The 14323-nt window shown below is 67.8% G+C and carries 14 protein-coding genes and 1 other RNA gene; 8 read left to right on the top strand and 7 right to left on the bottom strand.

What is annotated here, in order from left to right; genetic code table 11:
• The first annotated feature begins 51 nt into the window (after window positions 1-51).
• The gene (locus tag ACLBXX_RS07705; RefSeq protein ID WP_447657552.1) at window positions 52-543 is read left to right on the top strand and encodes a DUF2199 domain-containing protein; all 492 of its coding nucleotides are present in this window, start codon (window positions 52-54) and stop codon (window positions 541-543) included.
• 23 nt (window positions 544-566) lie between these two features.
• Here the strand turns inward: ACLBXX_RS07705 and ACLBXX_RS07700 are convergent, their stop codons facing one another.
• Window positions 567-1106: a hypothetical protein gene (locus ACLBXX_RS07700; RefSeq protein WP_447657551.1), complete on the bottom strand. Its 540-nt coding sequence runs from the start codon at window positions 1104-1106 to the stop codon at window positions 567-569.
• A 444-nt stretch (window positions 1107-1550) separates the two neighbouring features.
• On the bottom strand, window positions 1551-1958 hold the full coding sequence (locus ACLBXX_RS07695; RefSeq protein ID WP_447657550.1) for a hypothetical protein: 408 nt from the start codon (window positions 1956-1958) through the stop codon (window positions 1551-1553).
• Window positions 1959-2159: 201 nt separating this feature from the next.
• Here ACLBXX_RS07695 and ACLBXX_RS07690 point away from each other — a divergent pair, with 201 nt between their 5' ends.
• The 3 genes from ACLBXX_RS07690 (at window position 2160) to ACLBXX_RS07680 (ending at window position 5393) form a co-directional block, all read left to right on the top strand.
• Complete coding sequence (locus ACLBXX_RS07690; protein ID WP_447657549.1) at window positions 2160-2492, top strand: DUF6572 domain-containing protein; 333 nt, start codon at window positions 2160-2162, stop codon at window positions 2490-2492.
• 160 nt (window positions 2493-2652) lie between these two features.
• A complete protein-coding gene (locus ACLBXX_RS07685; protein WP_447657548.1) occupies window positions 2653-3267 on the top strand; it encodes a hypothetical protein in 615 nt (204 codons plus the stop codon).
• A gap of 956 nt (window positions 3268-4223) precedes the next feature.
• Window positions 4224-5393 (top strand): tyrosine-type recombinase/integrase, encoded by a 1170-nt coding sequence (locus ACLBXX_RS07680; protein ID WP_447657547.1) that lies wholly within the window; start codon window positions 4224-4226, stop codon window positions 5391-5393.
• A 132-nt stretch (window positions 5394-5525) separates the two neighbouring features.
• Here the strand turns inward: ACLBXX_RS07680 and ssrA are convergent.
• Window positions 5526-5896: a transfer-messenger RNA gene (ssrA, locus tag ACLBXX_RS07675) on the bottom strand.
• A gap of 170 nt (window positions 5897-6066) precedes the next feature.
• Here ssrA and ACLBXX_RS07670 point away from each other — a divergent pair.
• From ACLBXX_RS07670 to ACLBXX_RS07655, 4 genes are all read left to right on the top strand, one after another.
• Window positions 6067-6879, top strand: coding sequence for a siderophore-interacting protein (locus ACLBXX_RS07670; RefSeq protein ID WP_447657546.1), 813 nt, complete (start codon window positions 6067-6069; stop codon window positions 6877-6879).
• Window positions 6880-6907: 28 nt separating this feature from the next.
• On the top strand, window positions 6908-7585 hold the full coding sequence (locus ACLBXX_RS07665) for an SIMPL domain-containing protein (protein WP_447657545.1): 678 nt from the start codon (window positions 6908-6910) through the stop codon (window positions 7583-7585).
• Entirely contained in the window at window positions 7582-8922 is a 1341-nt protein-coding gene (locus ACLBXX_RS07660) for a M20/M25/M40 family metallo-hydrolase (RefSeq protein ID WP_447657544.1), read from the top strand. The genes ACLBXX_RS07665 and ACLBXX_RS07660 overlap by 4 nt, the downstream gene beginning before the upstream one ends.
• A gap of 76 nt (window positions 8923-8998) precedes the next feature.
• Window positions 8999-10471, top strand: coding sequence for an MFS transporter (locus ACLBXX_RS07655; protein ID WP_447657543.1), 1473 nt, complete (start codon window positions 8999-9001; stop codon window positions 10469-10471).
• Window positions 10472-10475: 4 nt separating this feature from the next.
• On the opposite strand, the gene smpB is transcribed toward ACLBXX_RS07655, so the two are convergent.
• From smpB to prfB, 4 genes are all read right to left on the bottom strand, one after another.
• A complete protein-coding gene (gene smpB, locus ACLBXX_RS07650) occupies window positions 10476-10952 on the bottom strand; it encodes an SsrA-binding protein SmpB (RefSeq protein WP_045296901.1) in 477 nt (158 codons plus the stop codon).
• Window positions 10953-11045: 93 nt separating this feature from the next.
• A complete protein-coding gene (gene ftsX / locus ACLBXX_RS07645) occupies window positions 11046-11960 on the bottom strand; it encodes a permease-like cell division protein FtsX (RefSeq protein ID WP_447657542.1) in 915 nt (304 codons plus the stop codon).
• Entirely contained in the window at window positions 11957-13111 is a 1155-nt protein-coding gene (ftsE, locus tag ACLBXX_RS07640; RefSeq protein ID WP_447657541.1) for a cell division ATP-binding protein FtsE, read from the bottom strand. The genes ftsX and ftsE overlap by 4 nt, the downstream gene beginning before the upstream one ends.
• Before the next feature lie 85 nt (window positions 13112-13196).
• Window positions 13197-14309, bottom strand: a complete 1113-nt coding sequence (gene prfB / locus ACLBXX_RS07635) for a peptide chain release factor 2 (protein WP_387136647.1) — start codon at window positions 14307-14309, stop codon at window positions 13197-13199.
• Window positions 14310-14323 lie beyond the last annotated feature (14 nt).

Below are 14323 nucleotides of genomic sequence, written 5' to 3'. Positions count from 1 at the left end.
AAGTCCGCGACCGGCTCCCGTGCGCAGACGGGACGTAGATAGTCTTGCGCCGTGAGCTCAGGCGACGTGTGCGAGCTGTGCGGGCACAGCATCAATGAGCACGACCGTAACATCCGCTTCGTTTGGCCGGATCCGGTCGTCGACGCCGACGCTCTTCCAGAGTCGGATGTCTGGATGAGCGGAGCCGACCCGAACTCTTCCGTAATGATGCAGGTGAACGGCATCGGTGTGTTCGTCCGAGCACTTCTGCCGGTGAAGCTGACAGGCGGATACACGATCACGTATGGCGTCTGGATCGGAATCGACCCGCGCGACCTGCAGCCGGTTCTCGAAACCTGGTGGTCGCCCGCGTACCGGGAATTGGTGCTCGACGGGCGATTGGCGAACCGCATCGAGCCGTGGGGCCTGTTGGCTGCGCCGGTGCGACTTGGCGTACTCGATGAGGACAGCGTCCCCTTCTGTCTTAGCAGCGACGACGATCGCCTCGGCGGCGTGCTTAGCGATGAGTGGAACCACGAACTCGTCCTCACCGCTCTCAGCTAGCACGCTGACGGACCGTCCGACGGCTATACGCAGATCCAGCAATAGAGGCGGTCGCCGGACGCCTGGGCGCGGCGCGCGAGTCCAGCCAGGTCCTTCAAGAACCCGGCAAGTTCAGTCGGGTCGCCCCGGCCCCAGAACTCCTCTGTCTGCGACCACGGCCCCGCTACCTGCTCGAGTGTTCCTTCGTCGGCAGTCCCCAGTGCCGCCGACACCGCGTCGTTGATAGTGACCACCAACAACTCTCCGCCGTCTCTGATCGCTAGGTCGTGGCCTGTCCGCGGATCAGCGAGCACGTCGTCGAACGTGCGCCCCGTAAGCAGTCCTTCCAGCGTTCCCAATTGCACGACCGGATCGATGCCCTTAACGGAGACCGTGTCGTAAACAACTGCACTTGCAGAGTCACTGGCCGAGACTATTGCAGGCCGCCGGCGACCGAACAGCGTCCGCCTAGCCGGCGATGCCTGAGGCACCACTTCCGGCTGGGCGGGGCCACCGGGTCGGTCAATCGTCGCTGCAGCCTCCTCATCGTTCGGCGCCGCGAAGTAGTCGAACATCACACCCATAGCAGCGAGTCTGCCCGAACGAGACGACCTCACCTCGACCGATGAAGGACCTGTGGATAACGGCGAACGTGGAACCCGACCCCGGGTGTCCGGACAACCTTCGTGCTGTCCGTCGAGGGACCCGCTGGCGGGCACTCACTACTTGGCGAACTTCGATGACAACCCGCGACACGTATCTGGGTCGAGAATCACGCGCATGCCGTTCCATGAGTTCGCCACGACTCCCTCCGGAGTGTGCTCAACAGAAACCCACCGGTCGTTCACGGAAGGTGGGTTGGCGACCCAAACGACAGCGCCCGCCGCGAACCTCCTCACAACCGCTCCGTATCCCTCTGCGTCCATACGAGACGGAAGTCTTCCTCGCGGCTCACGTCCACATCTTCCCGCGGATGCCGCCCGTCCGAGGATCCAGTTGTGCGCAGAACGCAGTGGTTGGCTCCCGGGTCAGCTTGGTGGTAGTCCCACGAGAATTGATCGGATCGCGCTCAGGTCGTCTGCTAGCTCGCGCCGACGGGCGAACAGCTCTGCCTCATCCACGGCTGCACTGAGTAGACCTAGAAGTACGGAACGTCGATCATCGACCGCGCCAGGAGCGACCGCGGCCTGCACCATGAGCTGGGACGTCGCTTGGCTGAAGCGCCCGGCGCGCACGCCGACAAACTCGTTGGGCGCAAGCTTGCCGTCCACGTGGAACACGACGTTGAGGTTGACCGGGCTCGCGACGGCTTCGCGCGCTGCCACGACCTGCTTGCCCAACTCGCCGATCGCTCGCTTCCACGCCATATTCTCGGCGTCGGAGTCGCCGAGCACTGCGCCGATTGACAGAACCGGCGCGATCTCCGTGCTGTGCATCCCCCGATCGTAGCCAGCGGGCACCGAGCGTCCTGATCAGCCGGTGTCCGCATAAGCGCCCGGGCGGACGTGTCACCACCGATCCACGACACCGCACCCGTCGCGCCCGCTGGCCGACCGACTGCGTGCGCCAAATCAACTCAGGCGTAGCGCGTTGCCCGCTGAACCGACGCGGTTCGGGACATTGCGTAGGCTCGGAGCATGCCGGGGTTAAGCAATCCGAATGTCATCGATCTCGTCAGCGTCACACCGGACGGATCAAGCTGCAACCTGCACGTTGTGGAAACCGAACCATGGTCCGACCGACCCGATCCCGCGCAGTTGAACGAGAAACTCCTCAACTACGTCGGGTTCGCCCTCGACGGCCAACTTGCCGCGACCTACCCGGACGCCGCTGGGCTGCCGATTCAGATCGTCATCGACGCCTACTTCGACCTGTCTCCTGCCGCGGTTGCTGACTTGGAGTCCGTGCAACGCGGCCTGGCCCAGTACGACATCGGACTGCGCTGGAACGACGGCCTCGTCCTTGATTGAGCCCAGACCGCACGGGGTCAGCCCGATCCGGGCCTGAGGGCGTCGCCCACTGGCTCGCGGCTCGGGGCTCTGCGCTCAGGGCCCCTCATCTGGTGCGCGGCGGCCCTGAGCCGTCCGGTATCTTCCACTTCATGAGTGGCTTGCGAAAAGTCGGCTGAACGTGCTGAGTGAATTGGTCGAGCGCGTTGGGGCGGATCGCCCGATCGGCGATATCGCGTTTGTCGATGTCGACGCGCTGCTTCGCACAGCCGGTGGGACCGTCATCGGGCAAGGACTGTTGCGCATCCACACTCGGGACTCCGCGCGAGAGGCAGACGCGTTCGTACGCGACGCGTTCCCCGACTTCGGCAACCGAGTCAGGTGCTTTGCATTCGACTGGGCCGGTCGGCAGTTCTCGGTCGACCCCGGGCCAGGTGATGCCCCAGGATCCACCGGCGTCCTGATGTTCGAGCCCGGCACTGGTGACGCTCTGCAGATTCCGGTCGACCTCGGCGGGTTCTTCAGTGAGGAGATCGTCGAGTACTCCGATGCCGCCCTCGCTGAGGGATTCTTCAGCGCTTGGCGAAGCGCCGGCGGCGGCACCCCGAGCTTCACCGAAAGCGTCGGATATCGCACGCCGCTCTACCTTGGCGGTGTCGACGAGATCTCCAATTTGGAGCTGACCGACACCGCGGTCTACTGGGGCTTGTTCGGGCAGCTGCGGCTGAGCACCCTCCGCATGCCGGCCGGCGCGCAGGTCGATTCCGTGACCATCGACGAAGCTGCAGACAGGTAGTAGGTTCTTCGCGCGTTTTGGCGACTGCTCTACGAACCCATCTGGCCACGTGCGAACGCTTCGACTGCTTCCTCGGCGATGGCTTCATCGCCCAATCGCTGGCGCCGTGTTGCGTGGACCTTCGCGCGAGGGGCCCAGTACTGAGGCTCACCCGGGTTTTGCTGTGCCGCCGGACCTGTCGCCCGTGCTTCTGCGGGGGCCTGGAACGCTTCCTCCTCGTGGATGCCAGCGCGGGCGAGGGCCACACGGGTGGAGGCTTCTACCGCAGCCTGTTCCAGTCGATCGTCACGGATCCAGCATTCGCGAGACCACCGACACGGCGCGCGAGTGGCATCTGTGCGCTGAGCGACCGGCTGTCGTCCGGGCCGAGTGATTCAGTCTCGGAGCACGGCGTCAGACAGCGTTACTCGGTCGCCCACCCAAACATGCAGAGCCCCACCGATGCCCTCAGATCGCGTCCATACTCGAATCTCGGTCGCGCCATGCTGGCTCTGCACAGAAACTCGAGTCGCTGATTCGCGCTCGAACACTGCGCGCTCGCCAATATCGTCGAGCCACCTCACTGCCACGGACCGCGCAACCTCATCCCAAGTGACGACGACCCAGCTCCCGTCCGAAGCCCAAGCCGTCGCGCTGACGACCCACGCGTCTTCAGACCGCTCGACCAGCAAACCCAGGCTGATGAGATCGTCAACGGCGGGCACCTCTAACGCCTCGCCTCCCACGTACCACCTCCTTGCGGACGCTCCGTGACCGAACTGACCCACCAGTCTCACGGCCCCAGCACCCTATCGCAACGTGATCCCGGTGACGGCCACCCGCGATCGGACGACCATCCGCACGAAAGCGGACAGTGAGCGAGCGGTGCTTCGCCAGGCACTGGCAGTACCTGGCGCCCTGGACCGCCGCTCAGCGCCGTGTCCCCCGCCTGGGCTAACCTGACCGCCGAGGCACTTATGGGAAGCATCGCGAGCTACCAGGCGGCGGCCGGCCGCCGCTACCGCGTTCGCTGGCGCGACGACAGCACCCATCGGCAGGTCGAGAAGCGCGGGTTCCGAACCAAGCGCGAAGCCGAGATCTTCCTCGCCCGCACCGAAGTCGCCCGCACCGACGGCTCCTACACCGACCCCGCCGCGGCGCGAGCCACGGTCGGCGATCTCGGCGCCGAGTGGATGCGCAACAAGCGCCATTCGCTCAAGGCCTCTTCCTACAGCTCGCTCGAGACCTCGTGGCGCGTCTACGTCCGCCCGCGGTGGGAAGACACCCGCATCGGTGACATCCGTGCGTCACAGGTCGAACAGTGGATTCGCGAGCTCTCCGAAGGGACCGCCCCGACCGCCCGCACGAAAAGCAGCGGCGTCGCGGGCAAGCCGCGCTCCGCGACTGTTGTCTACCGCGCGCTCGGCGTGCTCGCCGGCATCCTCGACACCGCGGTCCGTGACGGACGCATCCCCCGGAACGTCGCCCGGGGCGCGCAGAATCTTCCGACCAAGCGCTCCGAGAAGCCCCGGCGATATCTGACGCACGCCGAGGTTGTTCGCCTCGCTGAAGGTGCGAGCACCTCGACGTATCGCACGCTCATCCTGGTCCTCGCCTACTGCGGGCTGCGGTGGAGCGAGGCGATCGGAATGCACGTGCGCGATATCAACTTCGAGCGCCAGCGCATCCAGGTCAATCGGGCCGCCGTCGAGGTCGAGGGACGTATCGTGGTCGGCGCGCCGAAGAACTGGGAGCGACGAATTGTACCCTTCCCCGCCTTCCTCGAGGGGCCGCTCCGCGAGATGTGTGCAGGCAAGGGTCCGGACGACCTGGTGTTCACGGACGCCGACGGCAATCACCTTCGGCGTGCGAAGACCAGCGTCGGCACGACCTCGTGGTTCGCGGCTGCCCTCGAGCGCTCGGGGGTCGAACGACTCACGCCGCACGACCTGCGGCACACCGCCGCAAGCCTCGCGATCTCGTCGGGCGCGAACGTCAAGGCCGTACAGAGGATGCTCGGCCACAAGTCCGCGGCGATGACTCTCGACACGTACGCCGACCTGTTCGAGGACGACCTGGCCGACGTCGCGGCCCGGATGAACCAAGGTGGACTTGACGCCGATGTGACTCGGCTGTGGTCGGTCTAGCCGTGCCGCGTTCCTCCTCAAGTGTGGGCAAATTGTGGGCAAACACCTTCGTGACCCGCACCCGAACCCATCGAAAAAGGCCCGAGATCCACGTGATTCCGCGGCTCTCGGGCCCTCTTCTGTGACAGCGGTTCGTGGAGATGGGGGGAATCGAACCCCCGTCCATCGCTGGGTAACTGCGGTTTCTCCGGGCGCAGTCTGTGAAATCGTTCTACTCGGCTCCGACCTTTGTCACAGACACCTAAGTCGACAAGCCCATCCTGAAAAGAGTCCCGCGTGACGCTCAGGCGACGTCACGCAGCAAGATCCCTAGATGACGCCAATACCCGTGACGGGATCAGTCACGGATTGACGGCGTCGGGCTCGCTGCTCAGGCAGCGAGGGCGAACGCGGACTGCTTCTTTTCGGCAGTTATTGGTTTGCAAGGAGCGTTTACGAGATAACCCTGCATCCTCGGCCCGCTTCACGCAGATTCACAGGCGATGTCGAAACCGATCATCCCCGTTGCCTCTTTCGAGGTGTCCTTCTCGCGAAGGGCCGCTGTCACACTGTGGAGTTGCCAAGACTCGGGCGCCGAAGCATCCGAGCACATCAGAATACAACGGATGCGCCCTCCCCGCCATTCCTGGCCGGCTCCGGCCGGCATGCAGCATCCGTTGCCTAGCATGTAAGGGTGACCTCACCTCGTGCCGCGCGCCCGCAGACCACCCTCTTCGTGACCGGGAGCGTCTGGCTCTCACCCGACCTCGTGCGGGTGACGCTGGCGGGCGACGAGTTCGCCGACTTCGCCGACCGGCCCGAGACCGACAAGTACGCGAAGCTGTACTTCCCGCCGGCGGGCAGCGCGCTCGAGCCGCCGTACGACCTCGCCACGCTGCGCGAGACGGTGGCGTTCGACGAGCTGCCGACGATCCGCACCTACACGATCCGGCGAGTGGATGCCGCCGCCGGCACCATCGAGATCGACTTCGTCGTGCACGGTGACACCGGCATCGCGGGGCCGTGGGCCGCGAACGCGAAGCCCGGCGACCGGCTGACGATGTCGTCCCCCGGAGCGGGGTACTCGCCCGACCTCACCGCGGATCACCACGTGCTGATCGGCGACGAGTCGGCGATCCCGGCGATCTGGTCTGCGCTCGAGGCGCTGCCCGCCGACGCGGCGGTGACCACCATCATCGAGACCCGTTCGCCGGCGCACCGGATCGAGGTGCCGTCGGGCGTGGTCGTCCAGTGGGTCGACGAGGACCACGACGCTCCCGGCGCCCGGCTCGTCTCGGCGGTGGGTGCTGCGGCCTGGCCGGCCGGCCGCGTGCAGGTCTTCGCACATGGTGAGCGCGGTGCGATGAAGTCGCTGCGGCCGCTCCTGCTCGAGCGCGGCGTCGCGCGCGCCGACCTGTCGCTGTCGGCGTACTGGGCGTACGGACGCACCGAGGACGCGTTCCAGGCCGAGAAGCGCCTCCCGGTCGGGCAGATCTTCCCCGATTGACGCACCGGTCACGGGTTAGGGTCTGAGCATGAGCGACGTCGTCATCACGGTCCGCGGGGAGCACGAGACCCGCATCGCCCCCGAGCGCGCGATCGCGCACCTGACCATCCGCGCCGAAGGTCCCGAGCGCGGCGCCGTCGTCGAGCGCATGGCCGCGCTCACCGAGCCGGTGCGCGACGACCTCGCCTCGCGCAAGTCCGCGGGCACCGTCACCGAGTGGACGAGCCAGCGCGTGTCGGTGTGGTCGGAGCGCCCCTGGAACAACGAGGGCAAGCGCCTGGCCCCCGTGCACTACGCGACGGTGGAGTTCTCCGTCACGTTCACCGACTTCGCGGTGCTGTCGTGGTGGGCCGGCGAGGTCGCCGAGCGCGAGGGTGTGCAGCTCGGCTGGATCGAGTGGAAGCTCACCCCCGAGACGAAGGCATCCGTCGAACGGGAAGTCGCCACGCAGGCCGTGGGAGTGGCGGTTGCACGAGCGAGCGCGTACGCCGGGGCGCTCGGACTCGCCGATGTCACCGCCGTCGAACTCGCCGACGTGGGACTGCTGACTCAGCAGAGCGGCCCCGAGGCGGCACCAGCGCCCCGCATGCTCATGGCGAAGGCGTCGTTCGCCTCGGACGCCGCGGGCGGGGGGCCCGCTGTGCAGCTCCAGCCCGAGGACATCGTGATCTCGGCGGCCGTCGAGGCCCGGTTCGCCGCCCGATGAGCGCTGCCCACGTCGTGCCCCGCGCGGGCATCGCCGAACGACTGTCGCGCATGATCCAGCTGCCCACCGTGTCGGCAGAGCGCGCCGAACGCGGGCAGGGACCGTTCGATGCGTTCGCCGACCTGCTCGTCGAGCTCTACCCGCTCGTCCACGCCCACCTCGAGCGCGAGCGCATCGGCGAACTGGGGATCCTCTACCGGTGGCGCGGGCGCGTCGCGCAGCAGCCCACCGTGTTGATGGCGCACTTCGACGTCGTCCCGGTCGACGAGGGCGACGCCTGGACCCACCCGCCGTTCGAGGGGCGCATCGATCGTGGCTGGGTGTACGGCCGCGGCGCCCTCGACGACAAGGGACCGCTCGTCGTCGTGATGGATGCCGTCGAGAACCTGCTGGCTTCGGGGTTCACTCCGGTGCGCGACGTGTACCTGTCGTTCGGGGGCGACGAGGAGACGTTCGGTGGCGCCGCCCGCATCATCGCCGAGACGCTCAGGGATCGCGGCGTCGAGCCGTGGCTCGTGCTCGACGAAGGAGGCGCGGTCGTGGACGCGCCGCTTCCCTTCGTCCGCGGAACCGCGGCCATGGTGGGCGTGGGCGAGAAGGGCGTGCTGACGCTCCGTCTGAGCGCCCGCGGCGAGGGCGGGCACGCGTCCGCTCCCCCGGCCCGCACCGCCGTCCGGCGCATCGCGCGCGCGGTCGATCGACTGTCGCCCGAGACGTTCCCCGCGCGCACGCCGGCGGCGGTGACGCGCATGCTCGAGCTCTTCGCCACCCGGACGGGCGGCATCCCTCGCGCGCTGTACCGACTGCTGTCGAGGGCACCGTGGCTCACCGCGCGCGCCTTCACCGCGATGGGCGGCGAGCCCGCGGCGCTGGTGCGCACGACGGTCGCCGCCACGATGCAGTCCGGCGGCACGGCCGCGAACGTCCTGCCGTCCCAGGCATCGGCGACGCTCAACCTGCGCATCGCGCTCGGCGAGTCCGTCGAGAGCACCGTGAGGCGGGTCCGCAAGCGGGTCGCGGACCGGCACGTGAAGGTCGAGGTGCTCGAGGGCGACGGACCGTCGCCGGAGTCGTCGACGGAGAACGCGCAGTTCGCGCTGATCACAGATGCGGTGAAGGTGTCGCACCCGGACGCCGCGACGGTTCCGTACGTGATGATGGCGGCCACCGACTCGCGGCATTTCCACCGCTTCTCGCCGGCGGTCTACCGTTTCGCACCGCTCGAGATGAGCAAGGCGCAGCGCGCCTCGATCCACGGCGTCGACGAGCGGGTCGAGATCGCCGCGCTCGAGCGGGGTGAGCTGTTCCACCGCACCCTCCTCCAGCGCTTAGAGTGATTCGCACCCGCCCTTCGGCATGCCTGGGGCGGAGCGCAGCAGTGACCGGGTCTGGGGCCCGAGCGAAGGAGCACCGATGACGCGCAGCGCCGTGTCCTCACGCGTCACCATCGGCGCGCTCGCGGGAGTCGTCGGCTTCCTCGCGTTCGTCGAGTTCACGAGCGGTGTGATCCAGGGCTTCTACACGCCCATGCTCACCGACATCGCCCGTCATCTCGGAGTGCACGACGCCGACGTCAATTGGCTCGAGGGCACGCAGCTCATGCTCTCGGCGCTCGTCGTCCCCGCGTTCGCGAAGCTCGGCGACATGGTCGGGCACAAACGGATGCTGGTGATCTCGACGGCGATCACGGCGGCGGCATCCCTCGTCCTGCCGTTCACCGACTCGTTCGGCGTCTTCCTCGCGGCGTGGGCCATCCAGGGGTTCTACGTCGTGTGGCTGCCCCTGGAGATCGCCCTGATCTGGTCGCGCTCACGGCGCATGGAAGGCCGGGCGACCATCACGGCCCGAGCCGCCGGATTCCTCGTGGCGGCGCTCGAGATGGGCGCCATCACGGGTGCCCTCGTGGGCGGCATGCTCATCGACAGCCTGCCGCTGTGGATCGTGCTGCTCGTGCCCGCCCTGCTCGTCGTCGCGTGCTTCTTCGTGATCCTGTTCGGAGTCAAGGAATCGCCCGAACCGACCGGCGGCCGCCTCGACAACGTCGGCCTGGTGCTCATCTCGCTCGCGCTCGTCGCCTTCACCGGCGGCCTCAGCCTGCTGCGCCTCAACGGCCCGGCTGATCCGATCGCCTGGCTCGTCACGGCTCTCGGAGTGCTGCTCGTGGTGCCCTTCGCGCTGTGGGAGCTCCGGCACGACGATCCGCTCATCGATGTGCGGATGTTCCGCTCCCCTGCCCTCGGGCCCGTCTTCCTCACTGCCGGCCTGTTCGGTGTGAGCGTGCTCGGCGCGCAGGCCCCGCTGTCGACCTTCGCCCGCACCGACCCGTCGGTGTACGGATACGGCCTGGGCACGACCGGCTTCCAGACCTCGCTCATCATCGGCGTCTACCTCATCGCGATGATCACGGGCGCACTGCTGTTCCCGCTCATCGCCCGGCTCACCGCGCCCCGCCTGACCCTGATCGGTGCGGCGACGCTGGTCGGCCTCGGGTTCCTCATGTTCCTGCCCTTCCACGCCACCTACACCCAGGTCATCGTGAACATGGTGGTCGTCGGCCTCGGGTCGGGAGCGCTGGTCGCGGCGCTGCCCGCGGCCGCAGCATCCGCCGCCCCTCCCACTCAGACGGGGGTCGCGACCGGTCTCACGAACTCGGTCAAGACCGTCGGCGGTGCGATCGCGTCGTGCGTGTTCGGCATCGCGCTGCTGCACGGCGCGACCGGCGCGGCGACCGAGGGCACCGCGGGATCGTTCTCGGGCTACGTCACGGTGTGGGTGGTGTGCGGCGTGACGGCGCTGGCCGCCGCGGTGCTGCTGTGCTTCGTCCCGAAGACGGCGTTCAGCGACAGTGCCGCGCACGGCGCGGACGCGGCGGAAGCAGTGAGCTGACGCTCTACTCGCCGAGGCGGTTGCGCGAACGCATCGCGCGTTCCGCCTCGCGCTTGTCTTCGCGCTCGCGGATCGTCTGGCGCTTCTCGAACTCGCGCTTGCCCTTGGCGACAGCGATCTCGACCTTGGCGCGGCCGTCCGAGAAGTAGAGCTTCAAAGGGATGAGCGTGTAGCCGCCCGCCGAGATGGCGTGCGAGAGCTTGACGATCTCCTCCTTGTGCAGGAGCAGCTTGCGCGTGCGCTTCGACGAGTGGTTCGTCCAGTGGCCCTGCGAGTACTCGGGGATGTGCACCGCGTCCAGGTACGCCTCGCCGTTGTCGATGTACGCATAGCCGTCCGAGAGGTTCGCGCGACCTTCGCGCAGCGACTTCACCTCGGTGCCGGTCAGCACAAGGCCCGCCTCGTAGGTCTTCTCGATCGCGTACTCGTGGCGCGCGCGACGATTGGTCGCCACGACCTTCTCCCCGCGTTCCCTGGGCATGATGTCTCCTCGCTGATGCCGGCCTGCTGGCCCCTGAGCCTGTCGAAGGGCGGACGGCAGCCTGTCAGTCTACCCCTGCGGAGGGGCCGACGATCACGCGCGCAGCCACCTGCGGATCGCGAAGCTCGCCGACAGCGCCGCGAGCACCACACCGACCAGGATCAGGACAGGCACCACGAGCCACGCGTCCGCCATGCCGACCCACGTCGTGACGAAATCGACGCGGTTGCGCAGGTAGTTGTTCACGCCGAAGTGCACACCGGCGATCACGGCGGCGCTGGCGAGGATGGATCCGAGCAGCGCCGCGAAGACACCCTCGAGGATGAACGGAGTCTGGATGAAGCGGTTGGATGCCCCGACCAGGCGCATGATCCCGAGCTCCCGTCTTCGTGCGAACGCGGAGAGCCGGATGGTGGTCGCGATCAGCAGCACCGCGGCGATCAGCATGAGCACGGCGATGCCGACCGCGATGTAGGTCGCGATCGTCAGGGCCGAGAACAACGGATCGAGGTACTGCATCTGGTCCTTCACCAGCTCGACCCCCTGCATGCCGCTGAAGGCCTCGATGATGACGTCCGACTGCTCGGGGTCGACCAGCGTGATGCGGAACGTCTCGTTGACCTGATCGGGCGTGATCACGCTCGCGTTCTCTTCGCCGGCGATCTGCAGCAGCTCGTCGTACGCCTGCTGGTGGTCGAGGAACGTCAGGTCGCGAATGAGAGGCGCCAGCGCGCTGCCCTTGAGCTTCGCGCGCACCTCTTCGACCTGCTCCGGCGACGCCTCGCCGTTCGAGCACGTCGCGGGCGTCGAGATGCTGGTGCACATGTAGACCGCGACCTGCGCGCGCTCGACCCAGAAGTCGCGCATCGTGCCGATCTGCATCTGCATGAGGATCGCCGCACCGACGAACGTGAGCGACACGAAGGTGACCAGCACCACCGAGACGACCATCGAGACGTTGCGCCGGAGGCCCGTGAAAGCCTCCGACATGATGAGTCCGAACCTCATGAGGTGGGCCCCACTTCGTCGTCAGGATCGGTGGCGCCGAGACCGAGCCGATCGGCGAGACCGAGCTCCTCGACCTGCAGCTCGACGGCGTCGACGAGCGGGATCGGCTGGGTGTGAGTGGGCTTCGCGGGAGCGGATGCCTCGGCTGAGGGCGCGGACGCGGGCGCGGGCGCGGGTTCGACGACCGGCTCCTCGAGGGCCTGCGCAAGGCCCTCCGCCTGCTGCGCCTCTGCGGCCGTGACGGCGACAGCGGCTGCTGCGGCGGCCGCCCCCGCCGCGACACCGGCGGCCGGCGACGCCGCATCCGGTTCCACGCCGACGAGCTCCTCGTCATCCTGCACGGCCGTCGGATCGAGGCCCGCGGCGGCAGCGATCGCGGCCTCGCGCTGCACCTCGAGCACGGCGGTGAGGGCGGCGACCGCGGCGGCGCCGCGCTCCGGCTCGGGAGCGAGGCTCGGCAGGCTCGACCGGTCGCCGTACCCGCCGTGGCGCTCGTCGCGGATGATCTCGCCGTGGCGCAGCTCGATGACGCGGCGCTGCATCTGGTCGACGAAGCCCGCCTCGTGGGTGGCCATCACGACAGTGGTGCCTCCCGCGTTGATGCGCGCAAGCAGCTGCATGATGTCGATGGATGTCGCGGGGTCGAGGTTTCCCGTCGGCTCGTCCGCGAGGAGGATCTGGGGCCGATTCACCAGCGCGCGTGCGATCGCGACGCGCTGCTGCTCACCGCCCGACAGCTCGTGCGGGAACCTCTTCTCCTTGCCGGCGAGGCCGACGAGCGCGAGCACCTCGGGGACCGCCTGCTGGATGAAGCCTCTCGACGATCCGATGACCTGCAGCGTGAACGCGACGTTCTGGAACACGGTCTTGGTCGGCAGCAGCCGGAAGTCCTGGAAGACCGCCCCCACATGGCGCCGGAAGTACGGAACCTTGCGGTTCGACAGCGTGCGCAGGTCACGACCGAGAACGACCACACGCCCTTCGGACGGCGTCTCCTCGCGGAGGATCAGACGGAGGCAGGACGACTTGCCGGAGCCCGACGCACCGACGAGGAAGACGAACTCCCCGCGCAGCACCTCGAAGTCGACATCGCTCAGGGCGGGTTTGGAAGTGCCGCGAAAGCGCTTCGTGACGTTTTCGAACCGGATCATGGCCTAACGAGCCTATGCGGACGCCACCGGCCCCGGTCCAGCGACACTCATCGTTTGCGCATCGGTTCGCCGAGTGCGGGCTGGATCAGTCGTCGTCGTCCTTGCGCTTGCGCCAGCGGATGCCGGCGGAGATGAAGCCGTCCAGGTCGCCGTCGAAGACGATGGCCGGGTTGCCCACCTCGTGGCCGGTGCGGAGATCCTTGACGAGCTGCTGCCCGTACAGGAAGTACGAGCGCATCTGGTCGCCCCAGCTCGCCGTGATCGTGCCCGCGAGCTCCTTCTTCTTCGCCGCCTCTTCCTCGCGCTTGAGCAGGAGCAGGCGGGTCTGGAGCACGCGCATCGCGGCAGCGCGGTTCTGGATCTGCGACTTCTCGTTCTGCATCGACACGACGATGCCGGTCGGGATGTGCGTGAGGCGCACCGCCGAGTCCGTCGTGTTGACGGACTGGCCGCCGGGGCCCGAGGAGCGGAAGACGTCGACGCGGAGGTCGTTCTCGGGGATGTCGACCTCGACGGCCTCCTCCATCACCGGGATGACCTCGACCGCCGCGAAGGACGTCTGGCGCTTGTCGGCCGAGCCGAACGGGCTGATGCGCGCGAGGCGGTGCGTTCCGGCCTCCACCGACAGCGTGCCGTAGGCGTAGGGGGCGTCGATCTCGAACGTCGCCGACTTGATGCCGGCTCCCTCGGCGTAGGAGGTGTCCATGACCTTCACCGAGTACTTGTGACGCTCCGCCCAGCGCAGGTACATGCGCAGGAGCATTTCCGCGAAGTCGGTGGCGTCGTCGCCGCCCGCGCCCGAGCGGATCGTCACCACCGCGGAGCGCTCGTCGTACTCGCCGTCGAGGAGCGTCTGCACCTCGAGCTGGCTGACGATGTCCTCCAGTTCGGCGATCTCGTGGCGCGCTTCTTCGGCGGAGTCCTCGTCGTCCATCTCGTTGGCGAGCTCGACGAGCACATCGAGATCGTCGAGGCGCTGCTCGACGTCCGTGACGCGCTTGAGCTCGGCCTGGCGGTGGCTGAGGGCGCTGGTGACCTTCTGCGCCTTCTCGACGTCATCCCACAGATTGGGGGCGCCGGCCTCCTCGCTGAGTCGGGCGATGTCGGCGTTGAGTGCCTCGACGTCGACCACGGCCTTGATGTCGGCGAACGTGGAACGCAGGGCCTGGATGTCGGCGGAGGGATCGAAGTCGAGCATGACACTCCAGACTA

This window comes from Microbacterium sp. C23T (genome assembly GCF_053345975.1).
The sequence above is the reverse complement of the archived record's forward strand: the minus strand, read 5'-3'. Positions and strand labels throughout refer to the sequence as shown.